16 protein-coding genes and 1 other annotated feature are annotated in these 16,420 nt (G+C 48.0%); all 16 genes read left to right on the top strand.

Annotation, left to right across the window (positions count from 1 at the left end; translation table 11 throughout):
* Positions 1-49: 49 nt before the first annotated feature.
* Positions 50-691 carry an RNA polymerase sporulation sigma factor SigH gene (gene sigH, locus B4F99_RS01335; RefSeq protein WP_035413147.1) on the top strand — a complete coding sequence of 214 codons (642 nt, stop codon included), beginning with the start codon at positions 50-52 and terminating at the stop codon, positions 689-691.
* 155 nt (positions 692-846) lie between these two features.
* Positions 847-993, top strand: coding sequence for a 50S ribosomal protein L33 (gene rpmG, locus B4F99_RS01330; protein WP_023466603.1), 147 nt, complete (start codon positions 847-849; stop codon positions 991-993).
* A gap of 44 nt (positions 994-1,037) precedes the next feature.
* Positions 1,038-1,208, top strand: a complete 171-nt coding sequence (gene secE / locus B4F99_RS01325; protein ID WP_023466605.1) for a preprotein translocase subunit SecE — start codon at positions 1,038-1,040, stop codon at positions 1,206-1,208.
* A 19-nt stretch (positions 1,209-1,227) separates the two neighbouring features.
* Complete coding sequence (gene nusG / locus B4F99_RS01320) at positions 1,228-1,779, top strand: transcription termination/antitermination protein NusG (protein WP_214856813.1); 552 nt, start codon at positions 1,228-1,230, stop codon at positions 1,777-1,779.
* A 149-nt stretch (positions 1,780-1,928) separates the two neighbouring features.
* Positions 1,929-2,354 (top strand): 50S ribosomal protein L11, encoded by a 426-nt coding sequence (gene rplK, locus B4F99_RS01315; protein ID WP_023466609.1) that lies wholly within the window; start codon positions 1,929-1,931, stop codon positions 2,352-2,354.
* Positions 2,355-2,471: 117 nt separating this feature from the next.
* Positions 2,472-3,158, top strand: a complete 687-nt coding sequence (rplA, locus tag B4F99_RS01310) for a 50S ribosomal protein L1 (RefSeq protein WP_064300983.1) — start codon at positions 2,472-2,474, stop codon at positions 3,156-3,158.
* Between the two features lie 55 nt (positions 3,159-3,213).
* Positions 3,214-3,365, top strand: a sequence feature (ribosomal protein L10 leader region).
* A gap of 50 nt (positions 3,366-3,415) precedes the next feature.
* A complete protein-coding gene (rplJ, locus tag B4F99_RS01305; RefSeq protein ID WP_023466611.1) occupies positions 3,416-3,922 on the top strand; it encodes a 50S ribosomal protein L10 in 507 nt (168 codons plus the stop codon).
* A 76-nt stretch (positions 3,923-3,998) separates the two neighbouring features.
* Positions 3,999-4,367 carry a 50S ribosomal protein L7/L12 gene (gene rplL / locus B4F99_RS01300; RefSeq protein WP_023466613.1) on the top strand — a complete coding sequence of 123 codons (369 nt, stop codon included), beginning with the start codon at positions 3,999-4,001 and terminating at the stop codon, positions 4,365-4,367.
* Positions 4,368-4,449: 82 nt separating this feature from the next.
* Entirely contained in the window at positions 4,450-5,046 is a 597-nt protein-coding gene (locus B4F99_RS01295) for a class I SAM-dependent methyltransferase (RefSeq protein WP_214856815.1), read from the top strand.
* Positions 5,047-5,277: 231 nt separating this feature from the next.
* Positions 5,278-8,835, top strand: a complete 3,558-nt coding sequence (gene rpoB, locus B4F99_RS01290) for a DNA-directed RNA polymerase subunit beta (protein WP_058705179.1) — start codon at positions 5,278-5,280, stop codon at positions 8,833-8,835.
* A gap of 20 nt (positions 8,836-8,855) precedes the next feature.
* Positions 8,856-12,455: a DNA-directed RNA polymerase subunit beta' gene (gene rpoC / locus B4F99_RS01285; protein ID WP_290754883.1), complete on the top strand. Its 3,600-nt coding sequence runs from the start codon at positions 8,856-8,858 to the stop codon at positions 12,453-12,455.
* An 80-nt stretch (positions 12,456-12,535) separates the two neighbouring features.
* The gene (locus tag B4F99_RS01280) at positions 12,536-12,787 is read left to right on the top strand and encodes a ribosomal L7Ae/L30e/S12e/Gadd45 family protein (RefSeq protein ID WP_056064895.1); all 252 of its coding nucleotides are present in this window, start codon (positions 12,536-12,538) and stop codon (positions 12,785-12,787) included.
* Positions 12,788-12,912: 125 nt separating this feature from the next.
* Positions 12,913-13,332: a 30S ribosomal protein S12 gene (gene rpsL / locus B4F99_RS01275; protein WP_023466621.1), complete on the top strand. Its 420-nt coding sequence runs from the start codon at positions 12,913-12,915 to the stop codon at positions 13,330-13,332.
* 49 nt (positions 13,333-13,381) lie between these two features.
* The gene (gene rpsG / locus B4F99_RS01270) at positions 13,382-13,852 is read left to right on the top strand and encodes a 30S ribosomal protein S7 (RefSeq protein WP_023466623.1); all 471 of its coding nucleotides are present in this window, start codon (positions 13,382-13,384) and stop codon (positions 13,850-13,852) included.
* 124 nt (positions 13,853-13,976) lie between these two features.
* Positions 13,977-16,055, top strand: coding sequence for an elongation factor G (gene fusA / locus B4F99_RS01265; RefSeq protein WP_023466625.1), 2,079 nt, complete (start codon positions 13,977-13,979; stop codon positions 16,053-16,055).
* A 117-nt stretch (positions 16,056-16,172) separates the two neighbouring features.
* On the top strand, positions 16,173-16,420 hold a 248-nt coding region (locus B4F99_RS01260), incomplete at its 3' end, for a GTP-binding protein (RefSeq protein WP_290754879.1).

The raw sequence follows: 16,420 nt of genomic DNA, 5'->3' as shown, positions 1-16,420 counted from the left end.
AATTAAAAACAATTGAACTATTCGTCAATGATGCTTGGAGGGATACAAGATGAGTTTGGTTTCGTTCGACCAGTTTGGGTGCATGACCGATGAAGCGCTTGTAGAACAAGCGAAAGAGTTCGACAACAGCGATGCGCTCGAATTTTTGATCGAGCGGTATCGAAATTTCGTGCGCGCCAAAGCCCGTTCTTACTTTTTGATCGGGGCAGACCGAGAAGATATCATTCAAGAAGGAATGATTGGTCTCTATAAAGCAGTACGGGATTACCGAACGGATAAGCTTGCCTCGTTTAAAGGATTTGCCGAATTATGCATCACGCGACAGATGATCACTGCGATCAAGACGGCGACACGTCAGAAACATATCCCGTTGAATTCGTACATCTCACTCGATAAACCGATCTATGACGATGAATCGGAGCGGACGTTACTCGATATCATCACGTCGACAGCACCTTCTGACCCACAAATTTTGATCGTCAACCGGGAAGAATATGCAGACATTGAATCGAAGATGGATGAAATTTTAAGCGACCTTGAACGCAAAGTCCTCGCGCTCTATCTTGACGGACGGACGTATCAGGAAATCTCTGACGACCTCGATCGTCATGTCAAATCGATCGACAATGCCTTGCAACGCGTCAAGCGCAAGCTTGAGCGTTATCTCGAAGCACGAAAGATGACGGTCTAACAGAGAGGTAGATTGACCGTAACCCCTTCCTATGCTACTGTATAACTAGCGCCTTACTAGCGAGACGCCGCTCATAGGCGTTTTTTTTTACGCTCTTTTTCGGAAGGAAAGTACCTTAACAGAAGAGAAGAGTGGCAAAGAAGGAGGACTTTGAGATGGCGAAGAAAGTAGGCCTTGCTTGTGATAATTGCGGTGCCCGCGACTATACGACGATGAAAAAAGAGGACGTCACTGTCCGCTTGGAATTGAAGAAATTCTGCCGTCGTTGTAACGCGCATACGATTCATAAAGAAGCGAAATAAAGCTTCATCTGTCCCGATTTATTACATCCTGGAGGGAAAGTACGATGAAATTTTTGCGTGACGTATGGAATGAATTGAAAAAGACGAGCTGGCCAAAACGGAAAGAGCTGACGAAATACACACTGACGGTCATCGGTATGGTGATCTTCATGGGTGTCTTCATCTTCGGCGTCGATTCAGGGCTTAGCGCATTGATGAGCTGGTTGATTAAGTAAAAAGAAGAGGTGGCCTACCATGGAGAAACAATGGTTTGTCGTCCAAACGTATTCCGGATTCGAAAACAACGTCAAGGCGAACCTTGAACGTCGGATTGAATCCATGAACATGGACGAAAAAATCTTCCGTGTACTCGTTCCGATTGAAACGGTACAAGAAGAAGTAACGAACAAAAAGGGAGAAACGAAAATCAAGGAACGTGAAGTCAAGATCTTCCCGGGATATGTCCTCGTTGAGATGGTCATGACGGATGATTCTTGGTATGTCGTCCGGAATACTCCGAACGTCACAGGCTTCCTCGGATCAGTCGGCGGCGGTTCAAAACCAACCCCACTTCTTCCGGAAGAAGCAGAAAATATCCTTGGATCAATGGGTCTTGTCGATCTGAAGAGCCGTTACGACTTCTCACTCGGACAAATCGTCCGAATCAAAGAAGGAGCTTTCGAAAATCTCGAAGGTACGATCGAGGAGCTTGATGCAGATGCTGAGAAAATGAAAGTCTCTGTTGATATGTTCGGTCGCGAAACGAAGGTCGAGCTTGATTTCGCACAGGTCGATAAAATCGATTAAGTTTCCTATTGCGAATGTTTTGTTTTAATGATACAATTTTTCGTGTTTGATGTTGTGCTTATTTCGATAAATAACTCGTCGAATAGAATGAGTGGGAGGACGCGCAACGTCCAATTAAACCACATTAAAGAATTAAGGAGGTGTGTCTCGTGGCGAAGAAGGTTATGAAACTCGTAAAACTTCAAATTCCTGCGGGCAAAGCAAACCCAGCTCCACCAGTTGGACCGGCACTCGGTCAAGCAGGTGTGAACATCATGGGCTTCTGTAAAGAGTTCAACGCTCGTACACAAGACCAAGCCGGCTTGATTATCCCTGTAGTCATCACGGTTTTTGAAGATCGTTCATTCACATTCATCACTAAAACTCCTCCAGCAGCAGTTCTCTTGAAGAAAGCAGCTGGAATTGAGAGTGGTTCAGGTGAACCGAACCGTAAGAAAGTAGCGACTGTCAAACGTGACAAAGTTCGTGAAATCGCTGAAACAAAAATGCCAGACCTTAACGCATCATCTGTTGAAACAGCAATGTTGATGGTTGAAGGTACTGCACGTTCTATGGGTATCGTAATCGAAGACTAATGTCTTTTTGATTACCATGAACAACGATGAGGGTCGCAGGCGGATAGTTTCTTGAAGCCTGCTACCCTTTCATTATGTGGGAGGATTTTCCGCACAACCACAAAGGAGGAACCTAAAATGGGTAAGAAGTACAAAGAAGCTGCTAAGCTTATCGATCGTACGGTTTCATACGAACTCGCAGAAGCTGTAGATTTGACTAAAAAATCTGCAACTGCGAAATTCGATGAGACTATCGAATTGGCTGTTCGTCTCGGAGTAGATCCGAAGAAAGCAGACCAACAAATCCGTGGAGCAGTCGTATTGCCACACGGTACTGGTAAAACACAAAAAGTCCTCGTCTTCGCGAAAGGTGAGAAATTAAAAGAAGCGGAAGCTGCAGGAGCAGATTACGCTGGTGATGCTGAGTACATCAACAAAATCCAACAAGGATGGTTCGACTTCGACGTTATCGTTGCGACACCAGACATGATGGGTGAAGTTGGTAAACTTGGTCGCGTTCTCGGACCAAAAGGCCTCATGCCAAACCCGAAAACAGGTACAGTTACATTTGACGTCACAAAAGCAATCAACGATATCAAAGCTGGTAAAGTTGAGTACCGTGTCGACAAATCAGGTAACATCCACGTTCCTGTCGGTAAAAAATCATTCGATAACGAGAAACTCGTTGATAACATCAACACAGTTATCGAAACTCTCGTAAAAGTTAAGCCTGCTACTGCTAAAGGTGTATACCTTAAAAACATCGCGATCGCTTCTACAATGGGTCCTGGTGTAAAAGTATCTTCAGCTGACTTCGCGAAATAATTTCGTCTAAAACGAACTTGACAACGTTCTAAGAACGCTGTTACAGTATAAAACGTTGATATATTTCGACATACCGTAGACAGAAGGTGCTCACATGGGCATAAATCCTTCCGAGGTGTTCTTGCTCAGAGAGCCTGTTTGTTCAGGTATCCTTTTTGACGATTACGCCTCCTCTGCTCTGCAGACGGAGGCTTTTTATTTGAAATCGAGCAGCCCCTCGCACCGGTACATTTCATCTACCAGGAGGTGCAACAGAAATGGCAAACGAAAAAGTTATCGCTGTCAAAGCGGATCTCGTATCTGAGATCGCTGAGAAACTCCAAGCGAGCGCAGGAACAGTTGTCGTCGACTACCGTGGTCTCACAGTAGAAGAAGTCACTGAACTTCGTAAACAACTCCGCGAAGCGGGCGTTGAATTCAAAGTTTACAAAAACGGTCTCCTCCGCCGCGCGGCAGTTCAAAGCAACCTCGAAGGTCTTGATGAAGTCTTCACAGGTCCTAGTGCGATCGCCTTCAGCAATGAAGACGTTATCGCGCCAGCTAAGATCTTGAACGACTTCGCTAAAACGCACAAGGCTCTCGAACTCAAAGGTGGTATCATCGAAGGCAAAGTCACTTCAGTAGAAGATGTCAAAGCCCTTGCGGAACTTCCATCACGCGAAGGTCTCCTTTCGATGCTCCTCAGCGTGCTTCAAGCGCCAATCCGTGGACTCGCGGTGGCAACGAACGCAATCGCAGAGCAAAAAGAAGAACAATCTGCTTAATTTCTGCTTAGCGGGATAGGCAACCAACACAATTTTCACACCCCAACGTGGGCTAAATCAAAGGAGGAAAACCATAATGGCTTTCAACAAAGAGCAATTTATCGAAGACCTCAAGGGCATGACTGTTCTTGAACTTAACGAACTCGTAAAAACAATCGAAGAAGAATTCGGCGTATCAGCAGCAGCTCCAGTAGCAGTTGCAGGTGCTGGCGCAGGCGCAGCAGCTGAAGAGCAAACTGAATTCGACGTTATCCTTACTAACGCTGGATCTGGTAAAATCAACGTCATCAAAGCAGTTCGCGAATTGACTGGTCTCGGTCTTAAAGAAGCGAAAGCTCTCGTAGACGGAACTCCAGCACCAGTTAAAGAAGGCGTTTCGAAAGAAGACGCTGAAGCAATGAAAGCTAAGCTTGAAGAAGCTGGCGCTACTGTAGAAGTTAAGTAATTTTCTTCTTCCGTAGAAACAAGAGAAGCTCGCATTGCGAGCTTCTTTTGTTTTCATCTTTTACATGAGAGGGGAAGGAAACATGGCGGATCATTATTATACGAATGACCCTTCATCGAAACGAGATCCGAAGACGTGGGAATATGTCCTGCGTGGTCAGAGGCTCCGCTTTACATCGGATCACGGTGTCTTTTCGAAGAACGGAATCGATTTTGGTTCCCGTCTGTTGATCGAGGCATTCACGGAACCGGCTGTAGCGGGAGACATTTTAGATGTCGGCTGCGGATACGGACCGATGGGCATCGCGCTCTCGAAGTCGACGGGTCGTCCGGCACACTTGATCGATGTCAATGAACGGGCGCTCGAACTAGCGGCAGACAATGCGCGCGCGAATGGTGTTTCCGTGACGACCGGTGTGAGTGACGGGTATGATGGGGTAGGCGAATCGACATTCGCAGCGATCGTGACGAATCCACCGATTCGGGCGGGAAAAACGGTCGTTCATCGTATTCTCCGAGAAGCATATGATCACCTTGTCGTCGGCGGCGAGCTTTGGGTCGTCATTCAAAAGAAACAAGGTGGACCATCAGCGAAGAAATTGATGGAAGACGTATTCGGTATGTGTGAGACAGTTACCCGGGATAAAGGGTACTCTATATTTAAATCAATTCGGTCTTGACAAATCGAAGGATTTGTCGTTGACCGCATGTTGTGTCTATGATAGTATTATAAAATGCCATTGGAGTGATTTTTGGATAAGATGTTTGAAAGCAGCTGGCGTTCTCGACTACAGATGATTGAGTAGACAAGACGTCGCTTTTTTGCGCTTATCAATCAAAAAATGGCTTCAATGTTCGATATTACACCCGTCCTTCTCTATAAGAAGAAGTGGGTCTGAGAGGTGAATCAGTTGACTGGTCAACTTGTTCAGTACGGTCGTCACCGTCAGAGAAGAAGCTATGCACGTATCAGCGAAGTATTGGAACTTCCAAACTTAATCGAGATTCAAACGAATTCGTATGAGTGGTTCCTGCGGGAAGGTCTCCGTGAGATGTTTCATGACATTTCGCCGATTTCCGACTTCACAGGGAATCTCGTATTAGAATTCATCGACTACTCGCTCGGAGAGCCGAAGTATTCGATCGATGAATCGAAAGAGCGCGACGTGACCTATTCGGCACCACTACGCGTTAAAGTCCGTCTTCAAAATAAAGAGACGGGTGAATTGAAAGAACAAGAAGTCTTCATGGGTGACTTCCCGCTTATGACGGAGTCGGGAACATTCATCATCAATGGAGCGGAGCGCGTAATCGTTTCGCAGCTTGTTCGTTCGCCAAGTGTTTATTACAACAATAAGTTAGATAAGAACGGTAAACGTGGATTCTCCGCGACAGTCATCCCAAACCGTGGTGCATGGCTCGAGCTCGAGACAGACGCGAAAGACATCGTTTATGTTCGCATTGATCGCACGCGTAAGATTCCAGTAACGGTTCTTTTACGTGCTCTTGGTTTCGGTACGGATCAGGAAATCATCGATCTTCTCGGTGATGATGAGTACCTCCGGAATTCACTTGAAAAAGATAATACGGAATCAACGGAAAAAGCCCTCATCGAGATTTATGAGCGTCTACGTCCGGGAGAGCCGCCGACAGTCGAAAACGCAAAAGCGTTGCTCGTGTCGCGCTTCTTTGACCCGAAACGTTATGATTTGGCAAACGTTGGTCGTTATAAAATCAATAAAAAGCTTCATCTTAAGAACCGTCTCTTCGGTCAAAAACTTGCGGAAACGCTCGTTGATCCTGAGACAGGTGAAGTCATCGCGGAAGCAGGAACGGTCCTTGATCGTCGTATGCTCGATAAAGTCCTTCCATTCCTCGAAGGATCCGTTGGTTACATCGAAGCGACGCCTACAGGCGGCGTAACGCAGGGTGAGGCTTTCAACTTACAGTCAATCAAGGTGTTCGCACCGGACGATGCTGAAGGTGAACGCATCATCAATATCATCGGTAACGGTAACATCGATCGTGACATCAAGCACATCACGCCTGCTGACATGATTGCTGCCATCAACTACTTCTTCAACTTGTTGCATGAAGTCGGTACGACAGACGATATCGACCACCTCGGTAACCGTCGTCTTCGTTCAGTCGGCGAGCTGCTCCAGAACCAATTCCGGATCGGTCTCTCACGGATGGAACGTGTCGTTAAGGAACGGATGTCGATTCAGGATCAGAATGCGATCACGCCACAGGCCTTGATCAACATTCGTCCAGTTATCGCATCGATTAAAGAGTTCTTCGGTAGCTCGCAGTTGTCTCAGTTCATGGACCAAACGAACCCGCTTGCGGAATTGACGCACAAACGTCGTCTTTCAGCACTCGGACCTGGTGGTTTGACACGTGAGCGCGCTGGTTTCGAAGTTCGTGACGTACACTACTCGCACTATTCCCGTATGTGTCCGATCGAAACGCCAGAGGGACCAAACATCGGTTTGATCAACTCGTTGTCTTCGTACGCGAAGGTCAATGAGTACGGCTTCATCGAAGCACCATATCGTCGTGTCGATCCGGAAACGGGCGTCGTCACGGATGAAATCCACTACATGACTGCTGACGAAGAGGATCTCTACGTCGTCGCACAGGCAAACATGTTGTTGACGGAAGAGAAGACGTTCAAAGATTCACACGTCCTTTCACGTTTCCGTGGACAAAACTTGTCTGTCGAACCAGCACGTGTCGATTACATGGACGTTTCGCCGAAGCAGGTCGTATCTGCCGCAACGGCTTGTATCCCGTTCCTTGAGAACGATGACTCGAACCGTGCCCTCATGGGAGCGAACATGCAACGTCAGGCCGTCCCACTTCTGAACCCGGAATCTCCGATTGTCGGTACAGGAATGGAGTACGTGTCTGCGAAAGACTCAGGAGCCGCTGTCGTTGCGAAGCACGCAGGGATCGCTGAGCGTGTCACGGCGCGTGAAATCCTTGTCCGTCGTACGACGGAAGTCGATGGCAACATCGTTGAAGGTGAACTCGACCGTTACAAGATTCAAAAATTCATCCGTTCTAACCAAGGAACGTGTTATAACCAAAAACCAATCATCAAAGCAGGCGACCCAGTCGATAAAGGCGAGATCCTTGCAGATGGTCCATCGATGGACGGTGGGGAACTTGCGCTTGGTCGTAACGTACTCGTCGGTTTCATGACATGGGATGGTTACAACTATGAGGATGCTGTCATCATGAGTGAGCGTCTTGTCAAAGACGACGTCTACACATCGATCCACATCGAAGAATACGAATGTGAGTCGCGTGATACGAAACTCGGACCGGAAGAAATCACACGTGATATTCCGAACGTCGGTGATGATGCCTTGAAAAACCTCGACGATCGCGGAATCATCCGTGTCGGCGCGGAAGTCAAGGACGGCGATATCCTCGTCGGTAAAGTTACGCCGAAGGGTGTAACGGAATTGACAGCGGAAGAACGTCTTCTTCATGCAATCTTCGGTGAAAAAGCACGTGAAGTCCGTGATACATCTCTCCGTGTACCACACGGTGGTGATGGAATCATCCTCGACGTCAAAATCTTCGACCGCGATAATGGGGACGAGCTCTCACCTGGTGTCAACCAGTTGATCCGTGCTTACATCGTTCAGAAGCGTAAGATTCACGAGGGTGACAAAATGGCGGGTCGTCACGGTAACAAAGGTGTTATCTCGCGTATCCTTCCAGAAGAAGACATGCCGTACATGCCAGACGGTACGCCAATTGACATCATGTTGAACCCACTTGGGGTTCCATCACGGATGAACATCGGGCAGTTGCTCGAGCTTCACCTCGGGATGGCAGCACGTCAACTCGGCATCAAAGTCGCATCACCAGTATTCGATGGTGCGCGTGAGGAAGATGTTTGGGCAACGATTGAAGAAGCAGGTATGGATCGCGACGCGAAGACTGTCCTTTATGATGGTCGTTCGGGTGAAGCGTTCGATAACCGTATCTCTGTCGGTGTCATGTATATGATTAAACTTGCTCACATGGTCGATGATAAACTTCACGCACGTTCGACAGGACCATACTCACTCGTTACACAACAACCGCTCGGTGGTAAAGCCCAGTTCGGTGGTCAGCGTTTCGGTGAGATGGAAGTATGGGCACTTGAAGCATACGGCGCAGCCTACACGCTCCAAGAGATCCTTACAATCAAGTCGGATGACACGATCGGTCGTGTTAAAGCGTACGAAGCAATCGTCAAAGGTGAGAATGTACCACAACCGGGCGTACCGGAATCGTTCCGAGTCCTCATTAAAGAGCTTCAATCACTCGGTATGGACGTCAAGATGATGTCTGCTGATGATGAAGAGATCGAAATGCGCGACGAAGACGAGGACAATATCCCGAACGCGACTCCAGCACTCGAAGAAGTTCAAGCGCCTGTCGCACCAGTTGTTACTGAAGAGGAATAAGCGAAAGGGAGGTCCACCCCTTGGTAGATGTTAATAGATTTGAATATATGCAAATCGGCCTCGCTTCCCCCGAAAAGATCCGTTCATGGTCTTTCGGGGAAGTGAAAAAGCCGGAGACGATCAACTATCGTACACTCAAACCGGAGAAAGACGGTTTGTTCTGTGAACGTATCTTTGGTCCAACAAAAGACTGGGAATGTTACTGTGGTAAATACAAACGGATCCGCTATAAAGGAATCATTTGTGACCGCTGTGGCGTTGAAGTCACGAAGTCGAAAGTCCGTCGTGAGCGCATGGGTCACATCGAGCTCGCAGCACCGGTTTCGCACATCTGGTACTTCAAAGGAATTCCTAGCCGTATGGGACTCGTCCTCGACATGTCACCGCGTGCGTTAGAAGAGATCATCTACTTCGCGTCGTACGTCGTTACAGATCCAGGCGAATCGACACTTGAGAAGAAACAACTCCTTTCAGAGAAAGAATACCGTGCATATCGTGAGAAGTTCGGTCGTTCGTTCACTGCTGAAATGGGTGCGGAAGCAGTTCGTAAATTGCTCCGTGACGTGGAACTCGATAAAGAAGTCGCTGCATTACGTGAAGAGCTTCGTATGATTCAAGGACAACGTCGTACTCGTGCGATCAAACGCCTTGAAGTCCTCGATGCGTTCCGTAACTCAGGCAACAATCCAGAATGGATGGTGCTTGAAGTACTTCCAGTCATCCCACCGGAACTTCGTCCGATGGTTCAACTCGATGGCGGACGTTTCGCAACATCTGACTTGAACGACTTGTACCGCCGCGTCATCAACCGTAACAATCGTCTCAAGCGTCTTCTTGACCTTGGCGCTCCGAACATCATCGTTCAGAATGAAAAACGGATGCTTCAAGAAGCAGTCGATGCTTTGATCGATAACGGTCGTCGCGGTCGTCCAGTCACTGGACCAGGTAACCGTCCACTTAAATCACTTTCACACATGTTGAAAGGGAAACAAGGACGTTTCCGTCAAAACTTGCTCGGTAAACGTGTCGACTACTCTGGTCGTTCGGTTATCGTCGTTGGTCCAAACCTGAAGATGTATCAATGTGGTCTTCCAAAAGAAATGGCCCTTGAACTCTTCAAACCGTTCGTCATGAAAGAACTCGTCTCTCGTGGCATCGCACCGAACATCAAGAGTGCGAAACGGAAAATCGAGCGCGTTCAACCTGAAATCTGGGATGTCCTCGAAGAAGTCATCCGTGAGCATCCGGTTCTCTTGAACCGTGCACCGACACTTCACCGTCTCGGTATCCAGGCGTTCGAACCAACGCTCGTCGAAGGACGCGCGATTCGCCTTCACCCACTCGTATGTACGGCATACAACGCCGATTTCGATGGTGACCAAATGGCGGTTCACGTACCACTTTCGGCAGAAGCACAAGCGGAAGCACGTCTTCTCATGCTCGCTGCACAAAACATCTTGAACCCGAAAGACGGTAAACCTGTTGTTACACCATCGCAGGATATGGTCCTCGGTAACTACTACCTCACGCTCGAACGCGAAAACGCGATCGGCGAAGGGAAAATCTTCTCGACAGTGAACGAAGCGCTCATCGCTTACCAAAACGGTTATGCGCACTTCCATACACGTGTTGCGATTCCAGCCGGCGTTCTGAAAAACCCGACATTCACGGAAGAGCAAAACGAGAAATTATTGATTACGACAGTCGGTAAGTTGATCTTCAACGAGATCCTCCCAACGACGTTCCCTTACTTGAACGAACCAACGATGACGAACCTTCAAGAAGCGACGCCAGACAAGTACTTCCTTGAAAAAGGAACAGATGTCGTGGCAGAACTGAAGAACCGTCCGATCATCGACCCGTTCAAAAAAGGATTCCTTGGAAATGTCATCGCGGAAGTCTTCAAACGGTTTGAGACGACAGAAACAAGCCGTATGCTCGACCGCATGAAAAACCTCGGATTCAAACACTCGACTCGTGCCGGTATCACGGTAGGGATCGCGGACATCATCGTTCTTCCGGATAAACAAGAAATCCTTGTTGAAGCGCAGGACAATGTCGACCGCGTCATGAAATCGTACCGTCGTGGTCTCATCACAGAAGACGAGCGCTATGAGCGCGTCGTTAAATCGTGGAATGATGCGAAGGATGAAATTCAGTCTCGTCTGATGAAATCCCTCAACCGTCTCAACCCGATCTTCATGATGAGTGACTCCGGTGCCCGTGGTAACGCGTCGAACTTCACGCAGCTCGCTGGTATGCGTGGACTCATGGCCGCTCCAAGTGGACGGATCATCGAGCTCCCGATCAAATCATCGTTCCGTGAGGGTCTAACGGTACAGGAATACTTCATCTCAACACACGGTGCACGTAAAGGTCTTGCCGATACAGCCTTGAAAACGGCTGACTCCGGTTACCTGACTCGTCGTCTCGTTGACGTCGCTCAAGACGTCATCATCCGTGAAGATGATTGTGGAACGGATCGTGGTATCCGCGTCACAGCACTCCGTGAAGGAACGGAAGAGATCGAAAGCCTCTACGACCGTCTTGTCGGCCGTACTGCATTCGAAAATGTCGTTCACCCTGAAACAGGAGAAGTCCTCGTTTCAACGAATGAACTCATCGATGAAGACATCGCGCGTGTCATCACTGACGCTGGTGTCGATAACGTTGAGATCCGTACTGCCTTCACATGTAACACAAGCCATGGTGTCTGTAAGAAATGTTACGGACGTAACTTGGCAACAGGCAACGACGTCGAAGTCGGCGAAGCTGTCGGTATCATCGCGGCACAATCAATCGGTGAGCCAGGAACGCAGCTTACGATGCGTACCTTCCACACAGGTGGGGTTGCCGGGGACGATATCACACAAGGTCTTCCGCGTATCCAAGAGTTGTTCGAAGCGCGTAACCCGAAAGGTCAAGCGGTCATCTCGGAAATCGATGGTCAAGTCATCGACTTCACGGAATCGCGTGACAAACGTGAATTGACGGTCCAAGGACTCAGCGAAACACGCACATACACGATCCCATTCGGTTCGCGTCTACGTGTTCAGCTCGGGGACGAGGTCAAAGCCGGTCAAGTCTTCACGGAAGGTTCGATCGATCCGAAAGAGCTCTTGAACGTTAAAGGTGTATCCGGCGTTCAGAACTACTTGCTTCAAGAAGTTCAAAAAGTATACCGGATGCAAGGGGTTGAGATCGGTGACAAACACGTCGAGGTCATGGTTCGCCAAATGATTCGTCGCGTACGTGTCATCGAGTCTGGTGAGACTTCACTCTTACCAGGTTCGCTCGTCGATATCAGCACGTTCAAGGAAGCTTGTAAAGAAGCGCTCCGTAACGGGAAAGCTCTCGCTTCGGCGAAACCAGTTCTTCTCGGTATCACGAAAGCGTCACTTGAAACAGATTCATTCCTATCGGCTGCGTCGTTCCAAGAAACGACTCGTGTCCTTACGGATGCAGCGATTAAAGGGAAGAGCGACTACCTTCGCGGCTTGAAAGAGAACGTCATCATCGGTAAGTTGGTTCCAGCTGGTACTGGGATGTCACGTTACCGTCAGATCGATCTCGAAGTAGCTGGCGAAGCACCTGTAGAAGCCGATTCTCCGGTAGAATAAAACGCCTTGACACGCCGGTATGGCGGTGCTACTATGATATAGTGTTGCCAACCGGCTGTGTTATTTTGGAGGATATCTTCATGTCTTACAAAAAAGTAGTCGGCGCAGATTTGAAGTTTGTCGGTCAAAAGCAAACGCTCAAAGCATTGCGATCTGGCAAGGCGTCGGAAGTGATCATTGCGGATGACGCAGATGAACACGTAAAACAAGCATTGCTCGAAGCGGCGAAACAAGCTAACGTTCCAGTCGTGAATGTTCCTTCTAAGCAAGAGCTTGGAAAAGCTTGTGGAATCGATGTCGCAGCAACAGCTGTTGCCATTAAGAAAGTTTGATAATGCGTTTTGTGTGGCGATGGAATGCCTGAGCCACGCAAAACGTTTCATTATGACTTTCGATGAACCACCCGGCTCGGTGGTTTTGAAATTTGTCATGAATTCAGGAAGGGAGGATCTCAAAGATGCCTACTATCAACCAATTAGTCCGTAAAGGACGTCAATCAAAAGTTGTGAAATCAGATTCGCCAGCGCTGAACAAAGGGTACAACAGCTTCATTAAAGCTCGTACTGACATCAGCTCACCACAAAAACGTGGTGTTTGTACTCGTGTAGGTACAATGACTCCGAAGAAACCGAACTCGGCTCTTCGTAAATACGCACGTGTACGTTTGACGAACACAATGGAAGTAACAGCTTACATCCCAGGTATCGGCCACAACCTTCAAGAGCACAGTGTTGTTCTTATCCGCGGCGGCCGCGTAAAAGACTTACCAGGGGTACGTTACCACATCGTTCGTGGTGCGCTTGATACAGCTGGTGTTGACGGCCGTATGCAAGGTCGTTCGAAATACGGTACGAAACGTCCTAAAGTTAAAAAATAATCTAGATATCTTAAGATATCACCTCACTATATGAAAGGAGGGACTCGGAATGCCACGTAAAGGTCAAGCAGAACGTCGTGATGTAATGGCTGATCCGATCTACAACTCTAAACTCGTTACCCGCCTTATCAACCGTCTTATGTTAGATGGTAAAAAAGGTACTGCTCAACAAATCTTATACAAAGCTTTCGAAACTATCGCTGAACGTTCAGGTCGCGATGCAATGGAAGTCTTTGAAGAAGCGATGAACAACATCATGCCAGTTCTTGAAGTTAAAGCACGCCGTGTAGGTGGAGCTAACTATCAAGTTCCTGTCGAAGTTCGCCCAGAGCGTCGTACGACACTCGCACTTCGTTACCTCGTGAACTACTCACGTCTCCGTAACGAAAAAACTATGGATGCGCGCCTTGCTAACGAAATCATGGACGCTGCAAACAACACTGGTGCTTCTGTTAAGAAGCGCGAAGATATGCACAAAATGGCGGAAGCGAACAAAGCGTTTGCTCACTACCGCTGGTAATTCCGAAAATCACCACCTCATGCATGCCATTTTCAATGGAATTATGAGGTGGCTTTCGGGTATAGTCATGACGTGTGGCAACACACGACCACTAAACTAAAATGCGAAAGGAGAATGTTTAAAGATGGCAAGAGAATTCTCCCTTAAGAACACTCGTAACATCGGGATCATGGCTCACATCGATGCTGGTAAAACAACAACGACTGAGCGTATCCTGTATTACACGGGTCGTATCCACAAGATTGGTGAAACGCACGAAGGTGCTTCACAAATGGACTGGATGGAGCAAGAGCAAGAGCGTGGGATCACGATTACATCGGCAGCAACAACTGCTCAATGGAAAGGTAACCGCGTAAACATCATCGATACACCTGGACACGTAGACTTCACAGTTGAGGTTGAACGTTCACTTCGCGTACTTGATGGTGCGGTAGCAGTACTTGACGCTCAGTCTGGTGTTGAGCCACAAACTGAGACAGTATGGCGCCAAGCTACAACTTACGGCGTACCACGTATCGTTTTCGTTAACAAAATGGATAAAATCGGTGCAGACTTCTTGTACTCGGTCGGAACGCTTCGCGAACGCCTCCAAGCGAACGCACACGCGATCCAACTTCCAATCGGTGCGGAAGATGAATTCAAAGGAATCATCGACCTCGTCGAACAGAAAACATACATGTACGGTAACGATCTCGGAACTGACATCGAAGTGACTGACGGTTTCCCAGCTGATCTCGCTGATCAAGCTGAAGAACTCCGTGGATCATTGATCGAAGCAGTTGCGGATTACGAAGAAGAATTGATGATGAAATACCTCGAGGGTGAAGAAATCACAATCGACGAGTTGAAAGCGGCTATCCGTAAAGCAACTCTGACAGTTGACTTCTATCCTGTACTCGTAGGTTCGGCATTCAAGAACAAAGGTGTTCAGCTCATGCTTGACGCAGTTCTCGATTACCTCCCATCACCAATCGACGTAAAAGCGATCTCAGGTATCGACATGGATACGGATGAAGAAATCGTGCGTGAGTCTTCGGACGAAGCACCATTCTCTGCACTCGCGTTCAAAGTCATGACTGACCCTTACGTCGGTAAATTGACATTCTTCCGTGTGTACTCTGGTACAGCTTCGGCAGGATCGTACGTTAAAAACTCAACAAAAGGCAAACGTGAGCGTCTTGGACGTATCCTTCAAATGCACGCAAACAGCCGTGAAGAGATCCCGATGGTATACGCGGGTGACATCGCTGCAGCTGTAGGTTTGAAAGATACAACTACTGGAGATACGCTTTGTGCAGAGAAAGACAACGTCGTTCTCGAATCAATGACATTCCCAGAACCAGTTATCTCTGTCGCTATCGAACCAAAAACGAAAGCTGACCAAGATAAAATGGGTCAAGCCCTCGCTAAGCTTGCTGAAGAGGATCCAACGTTCCGCACTGAAACAAACCCAGAGACTGGTCAAACGATCATCTCAGGTATGGGTGAGCTTCACCTCGACATCATCGTTGACCGTATGCGTCGCGAGTTCAAAGTCGAAGCAAACGTTGGTGCTCCACAAGTAGCTTACCGTGAAACGATCCGCCAAGCGGCGAAGATCGATTCGAAGTTCGCTCGTCAATCTGGTGGTCGTGGTCAGTATGGTCACGTCGTCGTAGAATTCGAGCCGAACGAAGAAGGCGCTGGCTTCGAGTTCAACAACAAAATCGTCGGTGGTGTTGTTCCACGTGAATACATCCCAGCGGTTGAAAACGGAATCGAAGAAGCACTTCAAAACGGTATCCTTGCTGGTTACCCGGTCGTTGACGTAAAAGCTTCACTCGTCTTCGGATCGTACCACGATGTCGACTCAAACGAGATGGCATTTAAAGTTGCGGCTTCAATGGCAGTCAAACAACTCAAAGATAAGAGCGGCGCTGTTATCCTTGAGCCAATGATGAAAGTTGAAATCGTCATCCCAGACGAATACATGGGAGACATCATGGGTGATGTTACATCACGCCGTGGTCGCGTAGAAGGTATGGAAGCACGCGGTAACGCTCAAGTTGTCCGTTCAATGATTCCACTTTCTGAAATGTTCGGATACGCTACTGGTCTTCGTTCACGCACACAAGGTCGCGGAACGTACTCGATGCACTTCGATCACTACGAAGAAGTACCGAAATCAGTTGCGGAAGAAATCATCAAAAAAGCGAACGGCTAATCCTTCACAGGTTGTCACGCTTTTATGATTAGTGTAAGCTAAGGAAGGTGTACGTTATCTTACGACTCACCTTCCTAGTTATAAAAAATTATTAGACACATAGAGGAGGAATTCAGAATGGGTAAGGAAAAATTCGACCGTTCTAAACCGCACGTTAACGTTGGTACAATCGGCCACGTCGACCACGGTAAAACAACTTTAACAGCAGCTATCTCAGCTGTACTTGCAAAAGCACAAGGTAAAGCTGCAACTAAGTTTGACCAAATCGATGGTGCTCCAGAAGAGCGCGAGCGCGGTATCACAATCGCAACAGCTCACATCGAGTACGAAACAGAAAAACGCCACTATGCACACGTTGACTGCCC

Source organism: Exiguobacterium sp. UBA3491, from assembly GCF_002377745.1.
GTDB lineage: Bacteria > Bacillota > Bacilli > Exiguobacteriales > Exiguobacteriaceae > Exiguobacterium_A.
This window is presented reverse-complemented; position numbering and strand designations above follow the sequence as displayed.

What these genes read in the sequence shown, in the direction of transcription:
- sigH (WP_035413147.1), top strand. Translation starts at nt 50, where the DNA reads ATGAGTTTGGTTTCGTTCGACCAGTTTGGGTGCATGACCGATGAAGCG.
- rpmG (WP_023466603.1), top strand. Translation starts at nt 847, where the DNA reads ATGGCGAAGAAAGTAGGCCTTGCTTGTGATAATTGCGGTGCCCGCGAC.
- secE (WP_023466605.1), top strand. Translation starts at nt 1,038, where the DNA reads ATGAAATTTTTGCGTGACGTATGGAATGAATTGAAAAAGACGAGCTGG.
- nusG (WP_214856813.1), top strand. Translation starts at nt 1,228, where the DNA reads ATGGAGAAACAATGGTTTGTCGTCCAAACGTATTCCGGATTCGAAAAC.
- rplA (WP_064300983.1), top strand. Translation starts at nt 2,472, where the DNA reads ATGGGTAAGAAGTACAAAGAAGCTGCTAAGCTTATCGATCGTACGGTT.
- rplJ (WP_023466611.1), top strand. Translation starts at nt 3,416, where the DNA reads ATGGCAAACGAAAAAGTTATCGCTGTCAAAGCGGATCTCGTATCTGAG.
- rplL (WP_023466613.1), top strand. Translation starts at nt 3,999, where the DNA reads ATGGCTTTCAACAAAGAGCAATTTATCGAAGACCTCAAGGGCATGACT.
- B4F99_RS01295 (WP_214856815.1), top strand. Translation starts at nt 4,450, where the DNA reads ATGGCGGATCATTATTATACGAATGACCCTTCATCGAAACGAGATCCG.
- B4F99_RS01280 (WP_056064895.1), top strand. Translation starts at nt 12,536, where the DNA reads ATGTCTTACAAAAAAGTAGTCGGCGCAGATTTGAAGTTTGTCGGTCAA.
- rpsL (WP_023466621.1), top strand. Translation starts at nt 12,913, where the DNA reads ATGCCTACTATCAACCAATTAGTCCGTAAAGGACGTCAATCAAAAGTT.
- rpsG (WP_023466623.1), top strand. Translation starts at nt 13,382, where the DNA reads ATGCCACGTAAAGGTCAAGCAGAACGTCGTGATGTAATGGCTGATCCG.
- fusA (WP_023466625.1), top strand. Translation starts at nt 13,977, where the DNA reads ATGGCAAGAGAATTCTCCCTTAAGAACACTCGTAACATCGGGATCATG.